The following is a 20,142-nucleotide window of genomic DNA, read 5'->3' on the forward strand; positions in this document are numbered from 1 at the left end:
TTGTTATAATGACATATTAGAAAAATCATATATTGGGCTTTTTGGCGTTACATTATCGTCATAAAATCTTCTTTTATATGCTGATTCTTGGCATAAGTCGATTCTTCAACTGTATTCAATTAACTGGGTTGTAAATTGAAAAGTATTTCAGCCAAACCTGATATACCATCCATCATTCAACTGAAACAAAACTATATGAAATCTAACAGAAGAAATTTTATCCAGAAACTCGGTTTAGGTGCAGCCGGGGTAGGTACAATGGGTATGGGCAGTGCTATGCCCTTAACTGCCCATACGCAAGCGTTCGGAATTAAAGAAAAAGACGATGAACAGATATTGTTTGTAGGTGATAACATAGCTGTGGCCAACACAAGTTATGGCAAAATAAGAGGCTATATTTTAAGAGGTATTCATACTTTTCTGGGTATTCCTTATGGCGCAGATACAGGCGGCGAAAACCGTTTTATGCCTCCGCAAAAACCAAACCCCTGGGCCGGTATCAAGCCAACCGTTTGGTGGGGTAATACGGCTCCGCAGATAATGGAAAAACGCTATGCCGACCAGTATGCCTCTTTTGTTGACCACTGGAATTATGATGATGTGAGCGAAGACTGCTTGCGCATAAATGTCTGGACACCGGCTCTGGACACCAAAAAAAGACCTGTAATTGTATGGCTACATGGTGGCGGCTTTGTAAACGGAAATGGTATTGAGCAGGATGGATACAATGGCGAAAACATCAGCCGCCTGGGAGACGTGGTTTTTTGTTCGCTCAACCATCGCCTTGGGTCTCTGGGTTTTACCAATCTGGCTGGTGTGGCCGGTAGCAGGTTTGCTGCATCTGGCAATGTAGGAATGCTTGATATCGTAGCGGCATTAGAGTGGGTTAAAGAAAATATTGCCAATTTTGGCGGAGACCCCGGCAATGTAACCATCATTGGGCAGTCGGGTGGTGGTGCTAAGGTATGCACCCTGATGGCCATGCCTTCTGCCAAAGGGTTGTTCCACAAGGCTGTGGCATTAAGCGGTACAACCCTGAGCGGTGTCAATAAAGAATATGCCGAAAAACTAGGCGCAGCTGTGCTAAAAGAGGCAGGTCTGGGGCCAAACGAGGTAGGCAAACTACAGCAGATTCCGTGGAGACAATACATTGATATAGCCAACCGTGCAGTGGCCTCTTTGGCTGACGAAGCAAAAAGACTTAACCTGCAAAGAGGCGGCTACGCTCCTGTGGCAGACGGGCAGTTCCTGAGCGATAAACCCTTCTTCTCAGACGCCGGACATTTTTCGGCTGATGTACCTCTTATCATTAGTACTACTTTCAACGAGTTTGCCCCAAGCAGAACGGACGCTTCTCTGGAGAAAGTAACGCTGGCTGATGTAACAGAAAAGCTAAAACCCAGATTTGGTGATAAATCGGCTGATATTGTAGAGGCCTATTCAAACGCATTTAAAGATAAAAAACCCATTGAAATCTGGTCAATGATTATCAGTAACCGGAAAAACGCCATCGCAGCAGCCGATGCCAAGGCGTCTCAGAAGGCACCGGTATATGTTGCCTGGTTTGGCTGGCAGCCTCCGCTGTTTGATGGCCGCATGAGGGCGTTCCATTGTGACGACATCTGTTTCTGGTTCTATAATACAGACCTGATGCTTACCCACACCGGTGGTGGGGCAAGGCCACGGCGGTTGTCAGAAAAAATGGCGAAATCTTTTCTGAATTTTGTTCGCACAGGTAACCCGAACGGTGGTGGCCTGCCTGCATGGGCACCTTACACTTCTGCCAAAGGCGAGACCATGATTCTGGATGACGTTTGTATGCTTAAAAACGATCCGGATCGTGACGCCCGAAAGGCAATAGTTTAGATATAGAAAGCTGATACAGCTTATTGAGCAGTTTTTCTCTGTAAAACATTGGTAATGAATATAAAATAAACTTTTAGTGTAATGTTAAACAGAAGAGATTTCCTTAGGAATTCGGGGGTATTAGCTCTCGGAGGCCTTGCATGGCAGGGTCAGGCAAAAGACTTGTTAAACTTCAAAACAAAATTTGAACCGGGCGTTCAGTTGTTTACCACTTTGTCGGTAATTGATAAAGACGTAAGCGGTACGCTTAAGCAGATAGCAGCTATAGGCTATAAAAATATTGAGTCGGCATTTAGCATGAAAGGCGGCTACTACGGCATGAAACCCAAAGAATTTGCCACACTGGTAAAAGACCTGGGCATGACCTGGCAGTCGCACCATGTAATGGGGGCTCCGTTCAGAATGCTTATGCCTGCACAAACCGACCCCAAAGCCCCTGCAAGACCAATGCCCAAACTACCGCCAATAAAAGACCTGATGAACAATATGCAGGAAGTAGTAGACGATGCAGCCGAAGGCGGAGTAAAGTACCTGGTATGTGCTACCACCCCGGTTAAAACGCTCGATGAAGTAAAACAGTCGCTTGAAGTACTGCAAAAAACAGGTGAAGCCTGTAAAAAAGCCGGTATTACCTTTGCCTTTCATAATCACAGCGCTGAGTTTGAGCCGGTTGAAGGCCAGTTGCCGTTTGATATTTTTGCCTCTCAAACCAGTGCTGATATATTGAAGTTTGAGCTTGACATCGCCTGGGCTATCAAGGCAGGTATAGACCCTGTGGCTTTGTTTGCCAAACATAAGGGGCGGTTCCCGCTCTGGCATGTAAAAGACCTTAGCAAAGACAAACAGATGCCTGTTGAAATTGGCAAAGGATACATTGATTATACACCTGTGTTTGCTGCAGCCAAAACAGCCGGAATGAAATACTATTTTGTTGAGCAGGATGGCGCTCCGTCGCCGGTTGATAACCTCACTACCAGCTACAACACCCTGAAAAAGGTAGTAGGGGCATAATTTCAAAACACTAATTACTCCCGACCCTGAACGAACGAACAGCCGTCTTTGCTTGCAAAAGTAAAACGGCTGCATTCGTTTTTTGTATTAAACTGGTTTGAAATTGTTTTAAATTTGGATTGAAGCACAATCTCTTACTATATTTACTACGTATTCACCCTATAACCTTTACCTATGCAATGAAGCACACTTTTATTGTGTTGTTTGTATTTTTGTCCCTAACTGCATTGGCACAGAAAGGTACCGTAAAAGAAAATCTTACCATCCCGAGTACCATTTTAGGCAAAGTTGTAAAGTATAACATTTATCTGCCGGCAGACTACCAGGCGTCTAATCGTTCTTATCCTATACTCTATCTGTTACATGGTTTTGGTGATGATGAAACCGGCTGGGTTCAATTTGGTGAGGCCAACAGTATTGCCGACAGGATGATTGAAAAGGGCGAAGCTGCACCTATGATAATTGCCATGCCTGATGGCGGAGTAACCGGATATGTGAACAGTTTTGATGGTAAAGTGCGCTACGAAGACTTTTTTATCAATGAGTTTATTCCATACATAGAGTCTCACTACAGAATACGAAATCAAAAACGGTATCGTGCCATTGCCGGGCTCTCAATGGGGGGCTATGGTACCCTGATTATGTCGACCAAACATCCTGATTTATTTACGGCTGCGGCCCCTCTTAGTGCCGGAGTACGCACCGACGACGAAGTACTTGCCATGCCAGACGCCCAATGGGCCAGTTCTTATGCTCAGCGTTATGGCAGCAATCTGGTTGGGGCAGCCCGTTTGAACCCGCATTATCAGAAGAATTCAATCCTTAAAATTGTTGAGACGGCTAATCCTGACGAAATCAAAAAAGTGCGTTATTATATTGATTGCGGCGACGACGACTTCCTTATTAAAGGTAATATGGCCCTGCATGCACTGATGATTGATAAAAAAATACCACATGAGTTCCGGGTTCGTCAGGGTGGGCATACCTGGACCTACTGGCGCACCGCATTGCCGGAGGTTCTGAAATTTGTGAGTGAAAGTTTCCATCAAAAATAATTGTTCAGTATCATGAAAAAACTAAATCTGCTTCTGCTGTTATTCATTTCAAGCCTTTCTTTTGCCCAGCAAGGCATAGTTAAAGAAAGTTTGAAACTAAAGAGTAGTATCTTAGGTAAAGATGTAAAGTATAATATCTACCTGCCTGCCGACTACGAGAAGAATAATCGTATGTATCCGGTGCTGTATCTGTTGCACGGCTATACCGATGACGAAACCGGCTGGACACAATTTGGCCAGACACCCGAAATTGCCGATAAAACCATTAATAGTGGCGATGCCCCACCCATGATTATTGTAATGCCAGATGCCGGGGTAAGCTGGTACATGAATTCGTTCGACGGAAAAACAAAATTTGAAGATTTTTTCATAAAAGAGTTTATTCCTTATATTGAAACCAGCTACCGGATACGTTCTAAAAGGGAGTTCAGAGCGGTAGCAGGTCTTTCGATGGGTGGTCTGGGAACGCTGCTCTATGCAACCAAGCACCCTGATATGTTTACGGCAGCAGCACCATTAAGTGCAGCCGTTTGGACAGACGAAGAGGTGGTGTCGGGCAATCAGAATCAGGACCAATGGAATTATGTTTTCGGCGATTTATACGGTAAGAACCTGAAAGGCAAAGAACGCCTTACTGAGCATTATTACAAAAACGCTCCGATAAAGATTGTAGAAACGGCTAATGCCGAAGAGCTAAAAAAAGTAAAGTTTTATATTGATTGCGGCGATGACGACTTCCTGATTAAAGGTAACATGGCCTTGCATGCCATGATGATAGACAAGAAGATACCACATGAGTTCAGGGTGAGAGATGGCGGGCATACCTGGTCTTACTGGCGCACTGCTTTGCCCGAGGTGCTGAAATTTGTAGGAGACAGTTTTCATCGGTAAGCATTTAAGCATTTAGTGAATGAGTGATTTAGTGAATTAGTGAATGACGAATGCCGAATGAGTGAATTAGTGAATGGTGAATCAGCGGATTGATAAATGAGCAATAAATACAATGGGTAGCTTGCCACAATGTAAACTGAGTTACTACCCTTCACAATTAAAACATTCACTCAATCTCTCAATCACTCATTCATCATTCACCCAATCACTCAATAAATTTCCAGACGCGTTTTTTTTACATTATCCATATTATTTAATCTTAATCTATAATGAATCGTAGAGAAGCTGTTCAGAGACTTACCCTCTTAGTAAGTGGGGTATTATCTCCGCCGGTAATAGCTGGCGTAATGGGACAAGTACTTAATACCGGCGAAAGCGTTGCTATTACCGCCGACCAGGAGGCATTGGTAGCAGAAGTGGCCGATGTCATCATCCCGACAACAGATACTCCGGGCGCAAAAGCAGCCGGAGCAGAGAAATTTATTGTCAGAGTAATGCGCGATTGCTATGTGAAAGAAGACCAGGATAAGTTTTACGCGGGTCTTGCCAGGTTGGATGCCGACAGCAAAACCAAATATGGTAAAAACTTTATGAGCCTGAGCGTTGCCGAAAAGAATGAAATGGTGAAACAAACCATGACAACCGACAAGGCTTTCTTCTTAAGAATGAAAGAACTAACCACCGTAGGTTATTTTACCTCTGAAATTGGCGCTACGCAGGCATTAGCCTATTTGCCGATACCGGGTAGATTCGATGGAAGTGCGCCTTATAAACCCGGCCAGAAAACCTGGGCCATTTAATTCTTAACCTATTCACAGTTAAACGTACCGACAAATCAAATGAACTTAAATATAGATGCTATTAAAGCCCAGACCTACGACGCCATCGTGATTGGCTCGGGTGTTACCGGTGGTTGGGCAGCAAAAGAACTGACAGAAAAAGGCCTGCGTGTAATTATGCTTGAAAAAGGCAAACAGCTTGAACACGTAACCGGTTATGAAAACGCCATGAAAGACCCATGGCAGATGCAATATAACGGCCGTCTGACTATTGCGCAGAAGGAATCTCATCCGAAATTATCGCGCGATTACCCTTATAATGAAATGACAGAAAAGTACTGGATGAACGATTCAGACTCTATGTATAAAGAAGATAAAAGATTTGACTGGTTTCGTCCGGGTATAGTTGGTGGTAAATCTATTATGTGGGGGCGTCAGTCGTATCGTTGGAGTGACCTTGATTTTGAAGCCAACCTAAAAGACGGAATTGCCGTTGACTGGCCCATCCGTTATAAAGATGTGGCACCGTGGTACTCTTATGTAGAAAAATTTGTGGGTATATCTGGCGAAAAACTGAATCTGCCTCAATTGCCTGATAGCGAGTTTCTGCCTCCGATGGAAATGTACTGGGTAGAAAAAGAAGTGCGTAAACGCATTGAGAAGAACTTCCCGGGCAGGCACATGACCATTGGCCGTGTGGCTAACCTTTCTGAGGCAGCCAAAGCACAATTGGGTATCGGCCGTACCTCATGCCAGTACCGTAACAAATGTTCTTTGGGTTGTCCGTATGGCGCCTATTTCAGTACGCAGTCTTGTACATTGCCTCCGGCAGCTAAAACCGGTCGCCTTACCTTGCGTCCTGATTCGGTAGTTACCGAAATCATTTATGATGAGAACAAAAAACGTGCAACAGGCGTAAGAGTAACCGATGCCGTTACGCTTCAGCCAACCGAATATTATGCTAAAATAGTATTTGTTTGTGGTAGCGCTTTGGGTTCAACTTCTATTATGCTTAACTCAAAATCTAACCGTTTCCCTAACGGGTTGGGTAATGACTCGGGCCAGTTGGGTCATAACCTCATGGACCACCACTTCCGCACAGGTGCATCGGGTATCTATGAGGGTGGCCTTGATAAATACTCTTATGGCCGCCGTGCCAACGGTATTTATGTGCCTCGTTACCGCAATATTGGTACCGACAAACGTGAGTACCTGCGTGGTTTCGGTTATCAGGGTGGTGCCGGGTCTGGTCGTCAGGGATGGCAGCGCAACGTAGCCGAATTGAGCTTCGGTGCAGAATATAAAAACGAAGTTACCCAACCGGGCGCATGGACAATGGGCTTGAGTGGTTTTGGTGAAACCCTGCCCTATTATGAAAACAGAATGTATCTGCACCCTACCGAAAAAGACAAATGGGGTATGCCAATAGTGGTGTTTGATGCAGAGCTGAAAGAAAATGAGAAAAAAATGCGCATTGATATGCTGAACGATGCCAAAGAAATGTTGGAAAGCGCAGGCGTTAAAAACGTAAGAGGCTACGACAACGGCTCTTATCTGGGTATGGCTATTCATGAAATGGGTACCGCCCGTATGGGTAGAGACCCTAAAACTTCAGTATTAAATGCCAATAATCAGATTCATGATGTGAAAAACGTATTTGTAACCGACGGAGCCTGTATGGCCTCGGCCTCATGCGTTAACCCATCGTTAACCTACATGGCGCTTACTGCCCGTGCAGCAGATTTTGCTGTGAAGGAGCTGAAGAAGAAAAACCTATAATTGCCTTGATAACAGGTGTTTTTTTAACCTCTCCGGCATTATGCAGGAGAGGTTAATTTATTAATAAATAAGATTGACACAATGAACCTATTCAGGATAATAAGCTTTCTGTCTTTTTTTAGTTTATTATTTGCCATGAGCTGCAACAACCTGCAGGATGCCAGCCAGAATACCGGTGAGCAACTGGCCAGAAAACATTGTGCATCATGCCATTTGTTTCCTGAACCTGAATTACTGGATAAGTCGGCCTGGCAGCAAGGTGTGTTGCCCGAGATGGCGCTGCAACTGGGCTTTCAGATGAACGGAGGTAAGATTTACCCCGATGTACAGCTGGAAACAAACGGAGACTCAAGCTATTTTGTCAGCAAATCGGCCATGAGTATTGAAGATTGGGAGTTGCTGGTAAAGTATTATGTTGATAACGCACCCGAAAAGTTAAAGCCACAGAACCGTCCGCCTATTAAAGATATTACCGGGTTATTTGAGGTACGCGCGCATTATGCCAGAAAAGGCAGTTTCCCCTCAACAACCTATATCAGAATTGACGAGGGCAACCAGCAGATTTATGAAGCCAGCTTGGCTGATAGTTCGCTGAATGTATTGGATAAAAATCTGAAAGAAGTTTCGGCCAGAAAAATTGATGCCACAATTGTAGATATCGACTTTGATGGAGACCTGAAAAAGCCCGGTAAACGCAGTGGTTTTATGTGTAGTATCGGCATCTTGCATCCTAACGATTTACGGACAGGCAAATTACTTGATCTTAACGCCACAGCCCAAACCCCGCCGTTGATTGACAACCTGCAAAGACCCGTACAAAGCCTTGCTGTTGATATGGATAACGACGGTTGGAAAGACCAGCTGATTTGTAGCTTTGGTAACACAAACGGGGTGCTGGCCTGGTATAAAAACCTGAACGGCAAGGGCTACGAAAAACGGGTAATAAGAGAGCTGCCCGGGGCTATTAAGGCCTACATTGCTGACGAAAACAAAGACGGCCTGCCGGATATTTGGGTTTTGTTTGCTCAGGCACAGGAAGGTATATTTTTATTGTTGAATAAAGGTAATGGAAACTTTGAAACCAAAGAGATACTGCGGTTTCCGCCCGTTTATGGCTCTGCCTACTTTGAGTTAACCGATTTAAATAAAGACGGTCATAAAGATATTGTGTATGTAAGTGGAGATAACGCCGATTTCTCCAGAAACGTATTGAAGAATTATCACGGCATATACGGCTACCTGAACAACGGCAGATATGAATTTAAACAGGCTTTTTTCTTTCCTGTAAATGGTTGTTTTAAGGCTATTCCGGCTGATTTTGATAAGGATGGCGACGTAGACCTGGCAGCGATATCGTATTTTCCGGATAGAAAAAATCAACCCACCGAAGGCTTTGTGTATCTTGAAAATCAGGGGAACTTCAATTTTAAACCTTATACGATTAAAGAGGTGAAATCTGGCAACTGGTTGCTATTGGATGCCGGAGACCTGGATGGCGATGGCGATAAAGACCTGGTAATTGGCAGCCTTGATTTGAACAAACAAAACCGGAATGGGTCTCGGAGAGATACCTCGTTTCTGTTATTAACAAACAAGCTGATAAAAAAATAACCATAAGGGCAGGTTTTTGTACGCTGCCCTTATAATTTATTAATTGCAGCCTTTGGTGTAGGCGTGCAGATGTTCGTCAAATTTTATCCAGCTATGGTTGCCTTTTAGTTTATCAACCAGTTGGGGGCAGTCTTTGTATAGCACGGCATAAGCCTCTTCATAATCTTTCTTTCTCAGTTTTACGGCTGCGGCATCACCTATCTTTACATAGTAAGATTTGTTAACTTCATCTTCAATGGCAAAACCATTTTTAAATTCCATGGTTCTGGTTGAAACCCCCAGCGGATTATGAAATACCTTGATTTTCTCGCTGAATGTCGGGTTTACCAATTGCAGCAGTAGTTGGTCTGTTTTTGCATGATTGGCAACACTGGTTTTTTCAAAATAAGCATATCCCTGTTGTATCACCTCATTGTTTACGCCTTTTCCCCTCCATTTGCGTGGATCGAAAGTCAGGTTTATGGCATTATTTATCTTGTTGAATTGGCTGATGGGCAAATACATCGCTGTAATGCTTTCTGCTTTTACTTTGGTCTTTTTGCTTTCTCCGCTCGGCTTTAGCACAAGGCTCTGGATAAGTCCGTTTTTTTGATTGACCGAACTGACGGTTCCTTCCAGCGTGTTACCGTCTGCCAGATAAATGTAGGCGGTCTCCTGGGTAGAAAACTGCTCATAAGCCGGTGTAAACAACTGGCCAAATGCGGTGGTGCAGCTTAGTAAACTTAAAAGCAATGCTATCTTTTTCATAATTGTTTATAATTGTTGTTAATAAATAAAAGGTTTTGTTTCATCACTGCCTGATGCGGTGTTCAAGCAAGACAACCCTGATGCCCACTACCCCTATATGGTGTTATGAAATTTTTTAAGATACAGAAAGCTAATGCCTGCGCATGGCTGAACAGCACGGCTTTCCCATCAGGCTGTGCAAGATAGCCTGGCAGTGGTATGCTGGTAAATCAAAGCTTTTTTAACGACAGTATGGCCGTAGCGAGCGGTTATTTCAGCTTGTTGTATTTACGGCTTAGTTCCAATACCTTGTCGGTAGGTAAGGCTTTGATGGTGCCGTTGGCGCCTTTGGTGGTTTGTGCGGCAAACATGGCGTTAATGATGGCCTCTTCGGTGGCCTCAATGGCAGCCAGAAAGAGCGGAGATACGTCATCATTCCGCAGTTCGGTAGCTTCATAGAATCGGGTAGAACCGTTATGAGCCACCCGTAATGGTTTGGCCGTTGAGAAAGCAATTACGTAGTCGCCACTTCCGTTAGAGGCAATGCCCCCGGTTTTTGCCAGCCCGAAGATGGCCCTTTTGGCCAGCCTTTCCAGATTACGCGCCGTAATGGGCGCATCGGTAGCCACTACTATCATACAAGACCCGTCGGCAGGGTCGTTCAGTTGGTCGTTCAGAAAATACTGGTTCAGTTCTTCACCCACAGGCACACCGTTTATTTGTAATACACCACCAAAATTGGTTTGCACAATTACACCCACCGTATAGCCGCCAGATTTGGCAGGCAAAACCCTTGATGCCGTACCGATGCCGCCTTTCCAGCCGAAACAGACAGTGCCGGTGCCTGCACCCACGTTGCCTTCCTGCACTTTGCCGGTGGTGGCGGTTTCTATGGCTTTCAGTACGTGTTCTTTGGTAATGTGCCTGCCAGTTATGTCGTTCAGGTAGCTGTCGTTGGTTTCGCCGATAACCGGATTCACCGACCGCACCTTTTCGTTGCCTTTTTGTGCCAGGGTGTAGTCAATCACGGCGTCGGCAGCGGTGGGTACCGAAAGCGTATTGGTAAGCACAATGGGCGTTTCAATATTGCCTAGTTCCTGCACCTGGCTAATGCCCGTTAGCTTGCCAAAACCGTTGGCTACAAAAATGGCGGCAGGTACTTTATCCTGAAATAGATTGCCCTCGTGCGGAACAACGGCCGTTACGCCTGTATGAATCTTCTCTCCGTCTGCCAAGGTGGTATGCCCAATTTTTACGCCGGCCACATCTGTTATGGCATTGTTGATGCCGGGTTTCATAACCCCTGTTTTGATGCCCAGTTCTCGCGGGCGTTTTTGTTGGGCCTCAACCGTTATGCTTAACAAAGACAGAAAAAAGAGAAGTAGTTTCATGCGTTTAGTCTATTGATTTGAAAGGCCTAACGGCCAAAAGTGTCTTCATAAATAACCTGGCCGTTGCCTCTTGAAAGTTTAACAGCATCTACAAGCCCTGCACCCTGAAACTGGTACGTAAGGCCAATAATTTTGCTACCTGCGCCTTTATGGGGGAAATCGAACGCCAGTTTATTGTCTACAAATATTTTTACATGGTTATTGACTGCCTCACACCGAACTGCTACAAAGTGGTTGAAGTCAACCCCAAAACCTGATAAGTCGTTGGTTTTACCAGGTATTTCTTTGTCGATATAGAACAGGGTGTTTTCTGAAATACAACCTTTGGCCGACAGCCGGATGAGGATAGCCGAACCTTCGGTCAGCAGGCCTATTTCTGAATACTGGCAAACGGCTGCACCCTCTTTATAGGTGTTTTGTATGGTGGTTTCATAAATGAAACTATCAGTGCTGATGTCGCCGAAATCCTTCAGGTTCATGTATTGCACCGATGGCGCGGTGGGTTGCAGGTTGATATGCCGTGCCTCTATTTTTTCAACGGTCAATCCCAGTTTTCCGTCTTGAATTGCCTCCTGCAGTTTGAAATATACCGGAACAGGCTCCTGGTTTATCAGCGGCAGCCAGCCGTTGGTTTTTATAAAAAGCTGATGCTCTTTGATAACCTGATGGCCTACTACCAGTTTGGCCTGAAAAAAGCCCGGGTAATAATAGATAGAGGTATGCTGATGCTGATTGCGCGCAACACGGGTTCGTTTGGAGGAATCCCAGCTTTGTTGAATATACACCGAATCTTCAGGTGCTTTGGAGGCATCATAATCAAAAATAACTGAATTAGGTACGCCCGATGCCACCACTTTTTTGCTGCTGAATTGGTAATCGGCAGGGTTCAGCTGCGCTGATGTGTTTACATCTTTTTTTGCAAGCAACAACCAGCCGACAATGCCTGTTGCCAGTAAAAAGGGCAGAATAAACGAGAAAAGATACGGGCGTTTGCGTACCTCGGGTTTGTTGGCCGGTATTTGAGCCGCTGTAACGGCAGACGCCTGCTGTGGCATTTCGGCTGCATGGTGCTGACGGAAATCCCGCCAGTTTTCAAAACCTGTGTACTGTGCCAGCGTGTTCAGGGTAGTGGCAGTAGGTGCAGACTCATACTTTACCTTGCCCCAGATGCGCTTCAACGTGGTGGGGCTGAGGGTTACAGAGGTAACATCAAATATCTGTTGAGATAACTCTTCAAAATCGCGGTTGCTCCATTGGGTGCTGTTTCCCCAGCCCAGTTTCTCTTCAATCAGGGTTTTGCATCGGGTTAGCAGTATGTCATCTGTATCGGTTTTCAAGCGTTTATGGGCTGTGGGGTGGTTTGAATAATCTTGAACAGACTTGAAAAGGCTATGAATAGAACCGTTGGCAGAGGCTTCATAAATTGTCAGGTCGATTCGGTGAATCAGCAATTAAATTCTAAAACACTAACAAAGCTATGCAAAAGAACACAAAAACAGGGGTGCTGGCAGCAGTTTTTTTCGCCTTCTTATTTCTTACATTTGCTGTCTCTGCGCAGGACGACAAAGCCAAACGTCCGTCGCCGCCGGTTACGGCATCAGGCATTATCAACGGTAATAGCATAACTATTAATTATGGCCAGCCCTCAGTAAAAGGCCGCGAGATTTGGGGTAAGCTGGTGCCTTATGGTGAAGTATGGCGTGCAGGTGCCAATGAGGCCACAACCATTGCGTTTGCTAAAGATGTAACCATTGAGGGCAAGACGCTTCCGGCTGGCAAATATGGTTTCTTTGCCATACCCGGTGCCAACGAATGGACCATCATATTTAACAAAGTGCCTAACCAATGGGGGGCCTTTAAGTATGATGCCGCACAGGATGCCCTGCGTGTAACCGTAAAGCCTAAGCAAGCAAAGGCATTCAGCGAAAAGCTATGGTATGCAGTGAACAAGCACTCAGTAACCCTGGCATGGGCAAACACCGAGGTAGCTTTTGGGGTGAAGTAGGGTTGAGCCACTAAAGTGATTGAAACCAGTATTGGCCACCATCGTAATTTACTAAGACCTGCACTTTCCGCACTTTCTGTACTAAAGTGCGGAAAGTGTGGAAAGTGTGGAAAGTGCGGATTCGCACACCTCGCACAAGAGTGCGAATAGTGCGAGTTAGTACGACCCTTATTTTTTCATCAAATAGATTGATATTTTTATAATTAATTGATAGTCAATACAATAAATATTATATCTATGATATTATAGAAGATAGATTCTGTTTTGGAAGCCAATAACCGTACCAAGCGTACAAATCGCACAAATCGCACCAAAGTGCGGAAAGTGCGATTCGTACCATTCGTACCATTCGTACTCTGGTACGAGTAGTACGAGGCACTACATCATTAATCAATATAAATATTTATAATTAATTGATAATCAATATATTAATTAATTTATCTATAATATTATAGAAGATAGATTCTGTTTTGGAAGCCAATAACCGTACCAACCGTACCAACCGCACAAATCGCACAAATCGCACAAATCGCACAAATCGCACAAATCGCACCAGAGTGCGGAAAGTGCGATTCGTACCATTCGCACCATTCGTACTCTGGTACGAGTAGTACGAGGCACTACATCATTAATCAATATAAATATTTATAATTAATTGATAATCAATATATTAATTAATTTATCTATAATATTATAGAAGATAGATTCTGTATTGAAAGCCGATAACCGTACCAACCGCACCAACCGCACAAATCGCACCAGAGTGCGAAAAGTGCGATTCGTACGAATAGAAGTTCTTAATTAGATAAATGAAATGAATTAAACAGAATTGAATATTTTTTTTGTAACTATTTGATTATCAATAATTAATAATCAAAATAAATAATATAATTATTAAAGATAAGAGTGAGTAGCCTTTGTTCAGAAAACCATTAACCACACTTTCCGTACTTTCTGTACTCTGGTGCGGAAAGTGTGGAAAGTGTGGAAAGTGCGGAAAGTGCGATTAGTGCGGAATCGCACACCTCGTACACCTCGCACTATTCGCACACCTCGCACAAGCGTGCGACTAGTGCGAGCTGCTTTGGCCGCTGATGCAGACTTATATCAAAACTGGCGTAAGTCTTTCAGATAAGATGGCCCACCCAAAGCCCGCATTTGCCGGGCAATTTGACTGGTTCGGCGAGCTACATAAGGCCCCGGATTCTGGATTGACCATTTCCTGGGGCTGGGCAATACGGCTGCTATCCGTGCGGCCTGTTCTCGGCTGATATTTTTGGCAGATTTATTAAAATACCGGTTAGAGGCCGCTTCTACGCCAAATGTCCTGTCGCCCATTTCTGCTACATTCAGATACACCTCCAGAATACGTTGTTTGCCCCAGATAAGCTCTATCAGTACTGTAAAATATACCTCAATGGCTTTACGGATGTAGCTGCGGGTTTGCCATAGAAAAACGTTTTTGGCCACCTGTTGCGAAATCGTGCTGGCGCCGCGTATCTTCCGGCCTTTCAGGTTACGGTTAAAGGCGGTTTTCATCGACCCGAAATCAAACCCGTAATGGTCAGGGAAAAGCTGGTCTTCGGCAGCCACCACCGCTAAGGGCATTTCTTTTGATATTTTGTCATACGAAACCCACTGGTAATGTATCTCGCTGTCTTTTCCTTCGGCAATGGCTTCTATTTTTCTTGTCAGCATGGTAGCCGTAAAAGGCACAGGTACAAACTTGAAAAACACTACGGCACTGATGCTTGAAACAAAGAAAAAGATAACAAACCTGACCAGCGTACGTTTCAGCCTTACCCATACGGAGGCGAGCCTGGGCCTGGCCGCAGCTTTTGATTTTTTAGGGGCCGGAGTTTTACTTCTGAATGTATTCTTAGCCATGTGTCAGGTTAAGTTTTGTAAGGGTATTGCACTTTTTTATGCAAAAATCGTAAAATTATGCGGTTACACAAACCATTTGCCCTGTGCAACCAGCTGCGCTTTGCCCCCTACCTGCAATTTATACTTTTCGTTGTCGGTTCGCTCGCCTTTAATACTGATTAACGAAGGGCGGTTTATCTCGTACCCCTGTTCTACCAGTTTATGAATAACAGGCAGCTCATGCTTAAGCAAATAGGCCAGCAGGCAACTATTGGCGCTGCCGGTGGCGGCATCTTCTACTATTTTCTGGTTTTCGAGGCAGAGCATCCGGGCATGCACATGATTTACCTCTGCGTGTGTTTCTGGCGAGAACACAAAGAAAGCAGTGGTAAGGCCATCGGCCGAATTACTTTTATGCAGCTGGTTGTCAATAAGCCATTGGGTAATGGCGGCGGCCTCTGGTTTTACCTGCTGCACGGCTTTCAGGGTTTTTAGCGGAACAATCAGATAAGGCAAACCGGTTGACACCAGCTGAACAGGCAGGGTATCGTCAACATCGGTGGGTTCAATGCCCAGCAGAGGCGGCAGGTCGGTGTAGAGGGTTTCACCAAAAACAGGGTTGTTCAATTCAAGCCAGAGTATTCCATCGGCTGGTTTTACAGGCACTTTACCTATTTTCAGGTTTAAGGTTATTTCAGACCCGGTATCGCCCATCAACACAAATGCCGTACCCAGCGTAGGGTGGCCTGCAAAGGGTACTTCGTATTCGGGCGTAAAAATCCGAACGTTATAGCCACCGTCTGAGGGTTCATCAGAAAGAATAAAGGTGGTTTCCTGAAAATTGATTTCCCTGGCAATTTTCAGCATTTGCTCGTCTGTCAGTTCTCCGGCATTGCGGAATACAGCCAACTGATTACCCTGATATTTTTGCTCGGCAAACACATCAACAATTGAAAAATCTAGTTCCATCTTTTTTCCGGTTTAAGATTTAGAATTGATACCCTTTCATGGCCTGGTGCGGCAAATCCTGAAATCATGTTCCAACGTTTTGCTAAAAAACGAAATATCCCCCATAATGGGTGATGATGCACTCGTTTTTTTTTACTTATTTGCCGTGCATCAATGGTTTGCAGCATAGGTATGGTGTCTGACACCACGAGATACAGGTGGTAAATTGTTGTTCGGTATGTTTTTTGGTGTCATACGAATTAATAACTTTGTGCGTTTACAATCCATCTGAGTTTATTATACAAATTATAATCAATTATTTATGAAAAGAATTGCATGTATGCTTCTGACAATGGCCGTTATGGCCGCCTGTACCAGAAGCGCCACGGTGAGCACCTCATCAACACAAAAAAATAACCTGTATCAGTTTTCGGTTGATTTAACCAAAGTGCAGAACGATAAACTGGAGGTTTCGTTGGTGGCACCTAAAATCAATGCCGACCAGATTACGTATTTTCTGCCTAAAATTGTGCCGGGTACTTATGCCAATTATGATTTTGGCCGTTATGTGTCTGGTTTTAAGGCGTATAATGCCAAGGGCGATACGCTGCCGGTTACCAAGGCAGATGTAAACAGCTGGACCATCAAAAATGCCAAAGACCTGCATAGAATCAGCTATAAAATTGATGATACCTGGGATTCGCCCGAAATTAAAGGTGAAAAAATATTTGAGCCTGCCGGTAGCGATATTGATGCCAACAAGAAATTTGCCATTAATACTTTCTGCTTTTTTGGCTATTTTAATGGTTTAACAAAAGTGCCTTACCGGGTGTCATTCACCAAGCCTGATGGCTTTTATGGCGCTACTTCTATGAATTTTGTTTCAACCACAGCCAACCGTGATGTGTTTGAGGCCGATAACTACATGGATTTGTCTGATGCCCCGATACTGTACACCCGCCCGGACACCACCGTGCTGAAAGTAGGTGGCGCTGATATTCTGGTGTCGGTTTTTTCGCCCAATAAAAAAGCTAACTCAAAAGAAATTGCAGCCAATATAAACTCGTTGCTGAATGCCCAGAAAGATTACCTGGGTGGCAAATTGCCGATTCAGAAATATGCGTTCCTGATTGTGCTGTCAGATAACCCGAATCTGATGAGCTACGGTGCCTTAGAACACTCGTATTCGTCTTTCTATTATCTGCCCGAAGGCACTTCGAAGGAGCTTTCGCAGACAGTAAAAGACGTGGCTTCGCATGAGTTTTTTCATATCATTACGCCTTTGAGCATCCATTCAGAAGAAATCGGCGATTTTGATTTTAACCAGCCGAAGATGAGTAAACACCTTTGGATGTATGAAGGAGCTACCGAATATGCCGCCGGACACATGCAGATGAAGTATGGATTGATTGAAATGCCGCAGTATCTGGATATGCTGCAGGATAAAATCAATTTCATGAAGCGTGTGAACGACAAACTGCCGTTTACTGAAATGAGCAAGCAGGTGCTGGATAAATACAAAAACCAGTATCAGAACGTATATAATAAAGGCGCCTTGATTGCACTGTGTCTGGATATCAGACTCCGTCAGTTATCAGACGGCAAGTATGGTACACAAAATCTGATGCGTGACCTGGCCAAAACCTACGGTAAAACCAAGTCGTTTAAAGATGATGAGTTGTTTGATAAAATAACGGCATTGACTTATCCTGAAATCCGCGAGTTTTTTACCAAATACGTTGAAGGCCCCGAACCACTGCCATTGGTTGATGTTTTCAAGAGCGTAGGTATTGATTATTTGCCAGAGGCCACCGTGAAGAAAATCAGCCTTGGTGGCATTAACCTGGGCTACAGTGCGGCAACCAAGCGCATAAAAATAGCCAATGCCAGCAACATGAACGATTTTGGTAAGAAAATGGGGTATCAGCAGAATGATGAGATTATCTCGCTGAACGGCCAGCCATTTGAGTTAACCAAAGTGCAGCACCTGTTGGATGATTACAGCAACAACACCAAAGAAGGAGACCCGGTAGTGATGGAAGTAGCCCGTAAAAACAGCGAAGGTAAAGAAGAAATAGTGAAGCTGTCGGCACCGGCCATGCTGGTAGACGTAGTAGAAAAGAATGTGTTGAAACCAGCCGACAACCCAACACCTGCCCAATTGAAGCTAAGAAAAGACTGGCTAAGCCCGGATAAAAACTGATTTTACCGCTTGAACATTCAGCTTGAATAAAAAAGAAGCGCGGCCTTTGTAAACTAACAGGGCCGCGCTTGCTGTTTATAATTTTCAGTAGGCTTTCAGGGCTTCTACCAAAGCGGCGTTCTCGGCATCAGTGCCTATCGATATACGGATACATCCTTCACAAAGCTGTACATTAGAGCGGTCGCGGGTGATAATCTTCCGGTCAATCAGGTATCTGAAAACCGCTTTGGCATCTGCAAACTTAACCAGCAACTGGTTGGAGTCTGAAGGGTAAATGTGTTTTACAATTGCCAGCGTGCCCAGCATATCTGCCAGTGTCTGGCGTGCTTTCAGGATATCCTGTACGTAAGCGTTCTTTTTATCTTCGTTGTTCAGGGCATCCAGTATCAGCAATTGCGTTACGGCATTGAGGTTATACGGATACTTGATTTTGTTCAGAATCTTAATCAGGTCTTCTGATGCAAAGGCCATCCCGAAGCGTAAGGCGGCCAATCCCCATGCTTTAGAGAATGTCTGCAATACTACCAGGTTCGGGTAGGTGTCTAACAAGTTGGTGAAAGAATCAGCCTCTGCAAAATCAATATAGGCTTCATCCACTATTACCAGCCCGGTTGTAAATTTTTCAAGAATCTCCAAAACTGCCTCTCTGCTCACCAGATTCCCCGATGGGTTATTAGGCGAGCAAATCCATATCAGTTTGGTATGGTGTGTAACCGCCGCCAGTACGGCTTCGGTATTTATCTGGAAGTCTGTGGTTAATGGCACCTGTATTACCGGGGTATTCTGTACATCGGCACATACCTTATACATACCGTAGGTTGGGGGCATTATCAGAATATTATCTTCCTTTGGCTCGCAGGTAGCACGAATCAGCAAATCAATGGCTTCGTCAGAGCCGTTGCCCAGAAAAATCTGCCCCGGTCGCACGCCTTTAATTACAGCCAGCTTGTCTTTTATGTCTGTCTGGTGAGGGTCCGGGTAGCGGTTATAATTTCCGTCTATTACCGAGCCGAAAGGGTTTTCGTTGGCATCAAGAAAGATACCTTCTTTGCCGGTGTATTCATCACGAGCCGACGAATAGGGGGCAAGTGTAAGAATATGCTGGCGTATTATATTGTTCAGAGAAAACATAAGGGCGTATCTGATTTATTTTTAATGGTGGTTGGTTGTACTAATTATTTGGGAGCCATTCTGATGGCGCCATCCAGGCGAATCACTTCTCCGTTCAGCATGGTGTTTTCTACAATATGCTGGGCAAGCTGCGCGTATTCATCCGGCTGGCCCAAACGAGACGGGAACGGAACCTGCTGGCCTAATGAAAGCTGCGCTTCTTCGGGCAATGAGGCCATCAGCGGGGTTTTAAAAATACCCGGGGCAATGGTCATTACCCTGATACCGTTTCTGGATAAGTCTCGGGCAATGGGTAAGGTCATAGACACGATGCCACCCTTCGAGGCCGCATAGGCTGCCTGCCCGATTTGCCCGTCATAAGCAGCTACCGAAGCCGTATTAATAATTACACCTCGTTCGCCTCCATCATTGGCTTCGTTTTGGGTCATTTCAAAAGCAGCCAGACGGATCATATTGAATGAGCCAATGAGGTTTATCTGAACTATTTTCTGAAAATGCGCCAGCGAATGAGGTCCATCTTTGCCCACGGTGCGGGCAGGTGGTGCTATACCGGCGCAATTAACCAGAATATGGATGGCTTTGAAACGGGCTATGGCCTGGGCCATCACTTTTTGTGCATCTTTCTCTGACGAAACATCACATTTTACAAACTTTGCCTTGCGGCCCAGTCCGGCTGCCAGCGCTTTGCCTTTCTCTTTGTTCAGGTCTGCTATTACGGCATTAACACCTGCTTTTACGAACCGCCTGACAACGGCTTCGCCTAAACCCGATGCTCCGCCGGTTACTATGGCTGTGAGTCCTTTTAGCTGCATAAATTGATAAAAAAGAAAAATTATTATGGATACCTCTACCGGTGTCGCTAAATTGCCACAAAATTTGA

The 20,142-nt window shown here is 44.8% G+C and carries 16 protein-coding genes; 9 read left to right on the forward strand and 7 right to left on the reverse strand.

Annotated elements, in window-relative coordinates; translation table 11 throughout:
- Positions 1-195: 195 nt before the first annotated feature.
- From NZ848_RS01135 to NZ848_RS01165, 7 genes are all read left to right on the forward strand, one after another.
- On the forward strand, positions 196-1,866 hold the full coding sequence (locus NZ848_RS01135; RefSeq protein WP_259014135.1) for a carboxylesterase/lipase family protein: 1,671 nt from the start codon (positions 196-198) through the stop codon (positions 1,864-1,866).
- Between the two features lie 81 nt (positions 1,867-1,947).
- Positions 1,948-2,877, forward strand: coding sequence for a sugar phosphate isomerase/epimerase family protein (locus tag NZ848_RS01140; RefSeq protein WP_253533291.1), 930 nt, complete (start codon positions 1,948-1,950; stop codon positions 2,875-2,877).
- Between the two features lie 179 nt (positions 2,878-3,056).
- On the forward strand, positions 3,057-3,932 hold the full coding sequence (locus NZ848_RS01145; RefSeq protein ID WP_259014026.1) for an alpha/beta hydrolase: 876 nt from the start codon (positions 3,057-3,059) through the stop codon (positions 3,930-3,932).
- A gap of 12 nt (positions 3,933-3,944) precedes the next feature.
- Complete coding sequence (locus tag NZ848_RS01150; protein ID WP_259014027.1) at positions 3,945-4,823, forward strand: alpha/beta hydrolase; 879 nt, start codon at positions 3,945-3,947, stop codon at positions 4,821-4,823.
- 269 nt (positions 4,824-5,092) lie between these two features.
- The gene (locus NZ848_RS01155) at positions 5,093-5,623 is read left to right on the forward strand and encodes a gluconate 2-dehydrogenase subunit 3 family protein (RefSeq protein ID WP_259014028.1); all 531 of its coding nucleotides are present in this window, start codon (positions 5,093-5,095) and stop codon (positions 5,621-5,623) included.
- A 39-nt stretch (positions 5,624-5,662) separates the two neighbouring features.
- Positions 5,663-7,381, forward strand: coding sequence for a GMC oxidoreductase (locus tag NZ848_RS01160; RefSeq protein WP_259014029.1), 1,719 nt, complete (start codon positions 5,663-5,665; stop codon positions 7,379-7,381).
- Positions 7,382-7,462: 81 nt separating this feature from the next.
- Positions 7,463-8,992, forward strand: coding sequence for an FG-GAP repeat domain-containing protein (locus tag NZ848_RS01165; protein ID WP_259014030.1), 1,530 nt, complete (start codon positions 7,463-7,465; stop codon positions 8,990-8,992).
- A 39-nt stretch (positions 8,993-9,031) separates the two neighbouring features.
- Here NZ848_RS01165 and NZ848_RS01170 read toward each other — a convergent pair whose 3' ends face one another.
- The 3 genes from NZ848_RS01170 to NZ848_RS01180 all read right to left on the reverse strand — a co-directional run bounded on the left by NZ848_RS01170 (position 9,032) and on the right by NZ848_RS01180 (position 12,446).
- Positions 9,032-9,739: a hypothetical protein gene (locus NZ848_RS01170; RefSeq protein ID WP_259014031.1), complete on the reverse strand. Its 708-nt coding sequence runs from the start codon at positions 9,737-9,739 to the stop codon at positions 9,032-9,034.
- Between the two features lie 248 nt (positions 9,740-9,987).
- On the reverse strand, positions 9,988-11,109 hold the full coding sequence (locus NZ848_RS01175; protein ID WP_259014032.1) for a DmpA family aminopeptidase: 1,122 nt from the start codon (positions 11,107-11,109) through the stop codon (positions 9,988-9,990).
- Between the two features lie 26 nt (positions 11,110-11,135).
- Entirely contained in the window at positions 11,136-12,446 is a 1,311-nt protein-coding gene (locus NZ848_RS01180; RefSeq protein ID WP_259014033.1) for a hypothetical protein, read from the reverse strand.
- A 140-nt stretch (positions 12,447-12,586) separates the two neighbouring features.
- On the opposite strand from NZ848_RS01180, the gene NZ848_RS01185 reads away from it, so the two are divergent.
- Positions 12,587-13,114, forward strand: a complete 528-nt coding sequence (locus tag NZ848_RS01185) for a DUF2911 domain-containing protein (RefSeq protein WP_259014034.1) — start codon at positions 12,587-12,589, stop codon at positions 13,112-13,114.
- 1,107 nt (positions 13,115-14,221) lie between these two features.
- On the opposite strand, the gene mtgA is transcribed toward NZ848_RS01185, so the two are convergent.
- Entirely contained in the window at positions 14,222-15,001 is a 780-nt protein-coding gene (mtgA, locus tag NZ848_RS01190; protein ID WP_259014035.1) for a monofunctional biosynthetic peptidoglycan transglycosylase, read from the reverse strand.
- A 63-nt stretch (positions 15,002-15,064) separates the two neighbouring features.
- Positions 15,065-15,949, reverse strand: coding sequence for a PhzF family phenazine biosynthesis protein (locus NZ848_RS01195; RefSeq protein ID WP_253533323.1), 885 nt, complete (start codon positions 15,947-15,949; stop codon positions 15,065-15,067).
- A 301-nt stretch (positions 15,950-16,250) separates the two neighbouring features.
- On the opposite strand from NZ848_RS01195, the gene NZ848_RS01200 reads away from it, so the two are divergent.
- The gene (locus tag NZ848_RS01200; protein ID WP_259014036.1) at positions 16,251-18,131 is read left to right on the forward strand and encodes a M61 family metallopeptidase; all 1,881 of its coding nucleotides are present in this window, start codon (positions 16,251-16,253) and stop codon (positions 18,129-18,131) included.
- 84 nt (positions 18,132-18,215) lie between these two features.
- On the opposite strand, the gene hisC is transcribed toward NZ848_RS01200, so the two are convergent.
- On the reverse strand, positions 18,216-19,262 hold the full coding sequence (gene hisC, locus NZ848_RS01205; RefSeq protein ID WP_259014037.1) for a histidinol-phosphate transaminase: 1,047 nt from the start codon (positions 19,260-19,262) through the stop codon (positions 18,216-18,218).
- Between the two features lie 44 nt (positions 19,263-19,306).
- The gene (locus NZ848_RS01210) at positions 19,307-20,074 is read right to left on the reverse strand and encodes a 3-hydroxyacyl-CoA dehydrogenase (protein WP_259014038.1); all 768 of its coding nucleotides are present in this window, start codon (positions 20,072-20,074) and stop codon (positions 19,307-19,309) included.
- Positions 20,075-20,142 lie beyond the last annotated feature (68 nt).

Origin of the sequence: Emticicia fluvialis (assembly GCF_024793945.1) — a bacterium.
Lineage (GTDB): Bacteria > Bacteroidota > Bacteroidia > Cytophagales > Spirosomataceae > Emticicia > Emticicia fluvialis.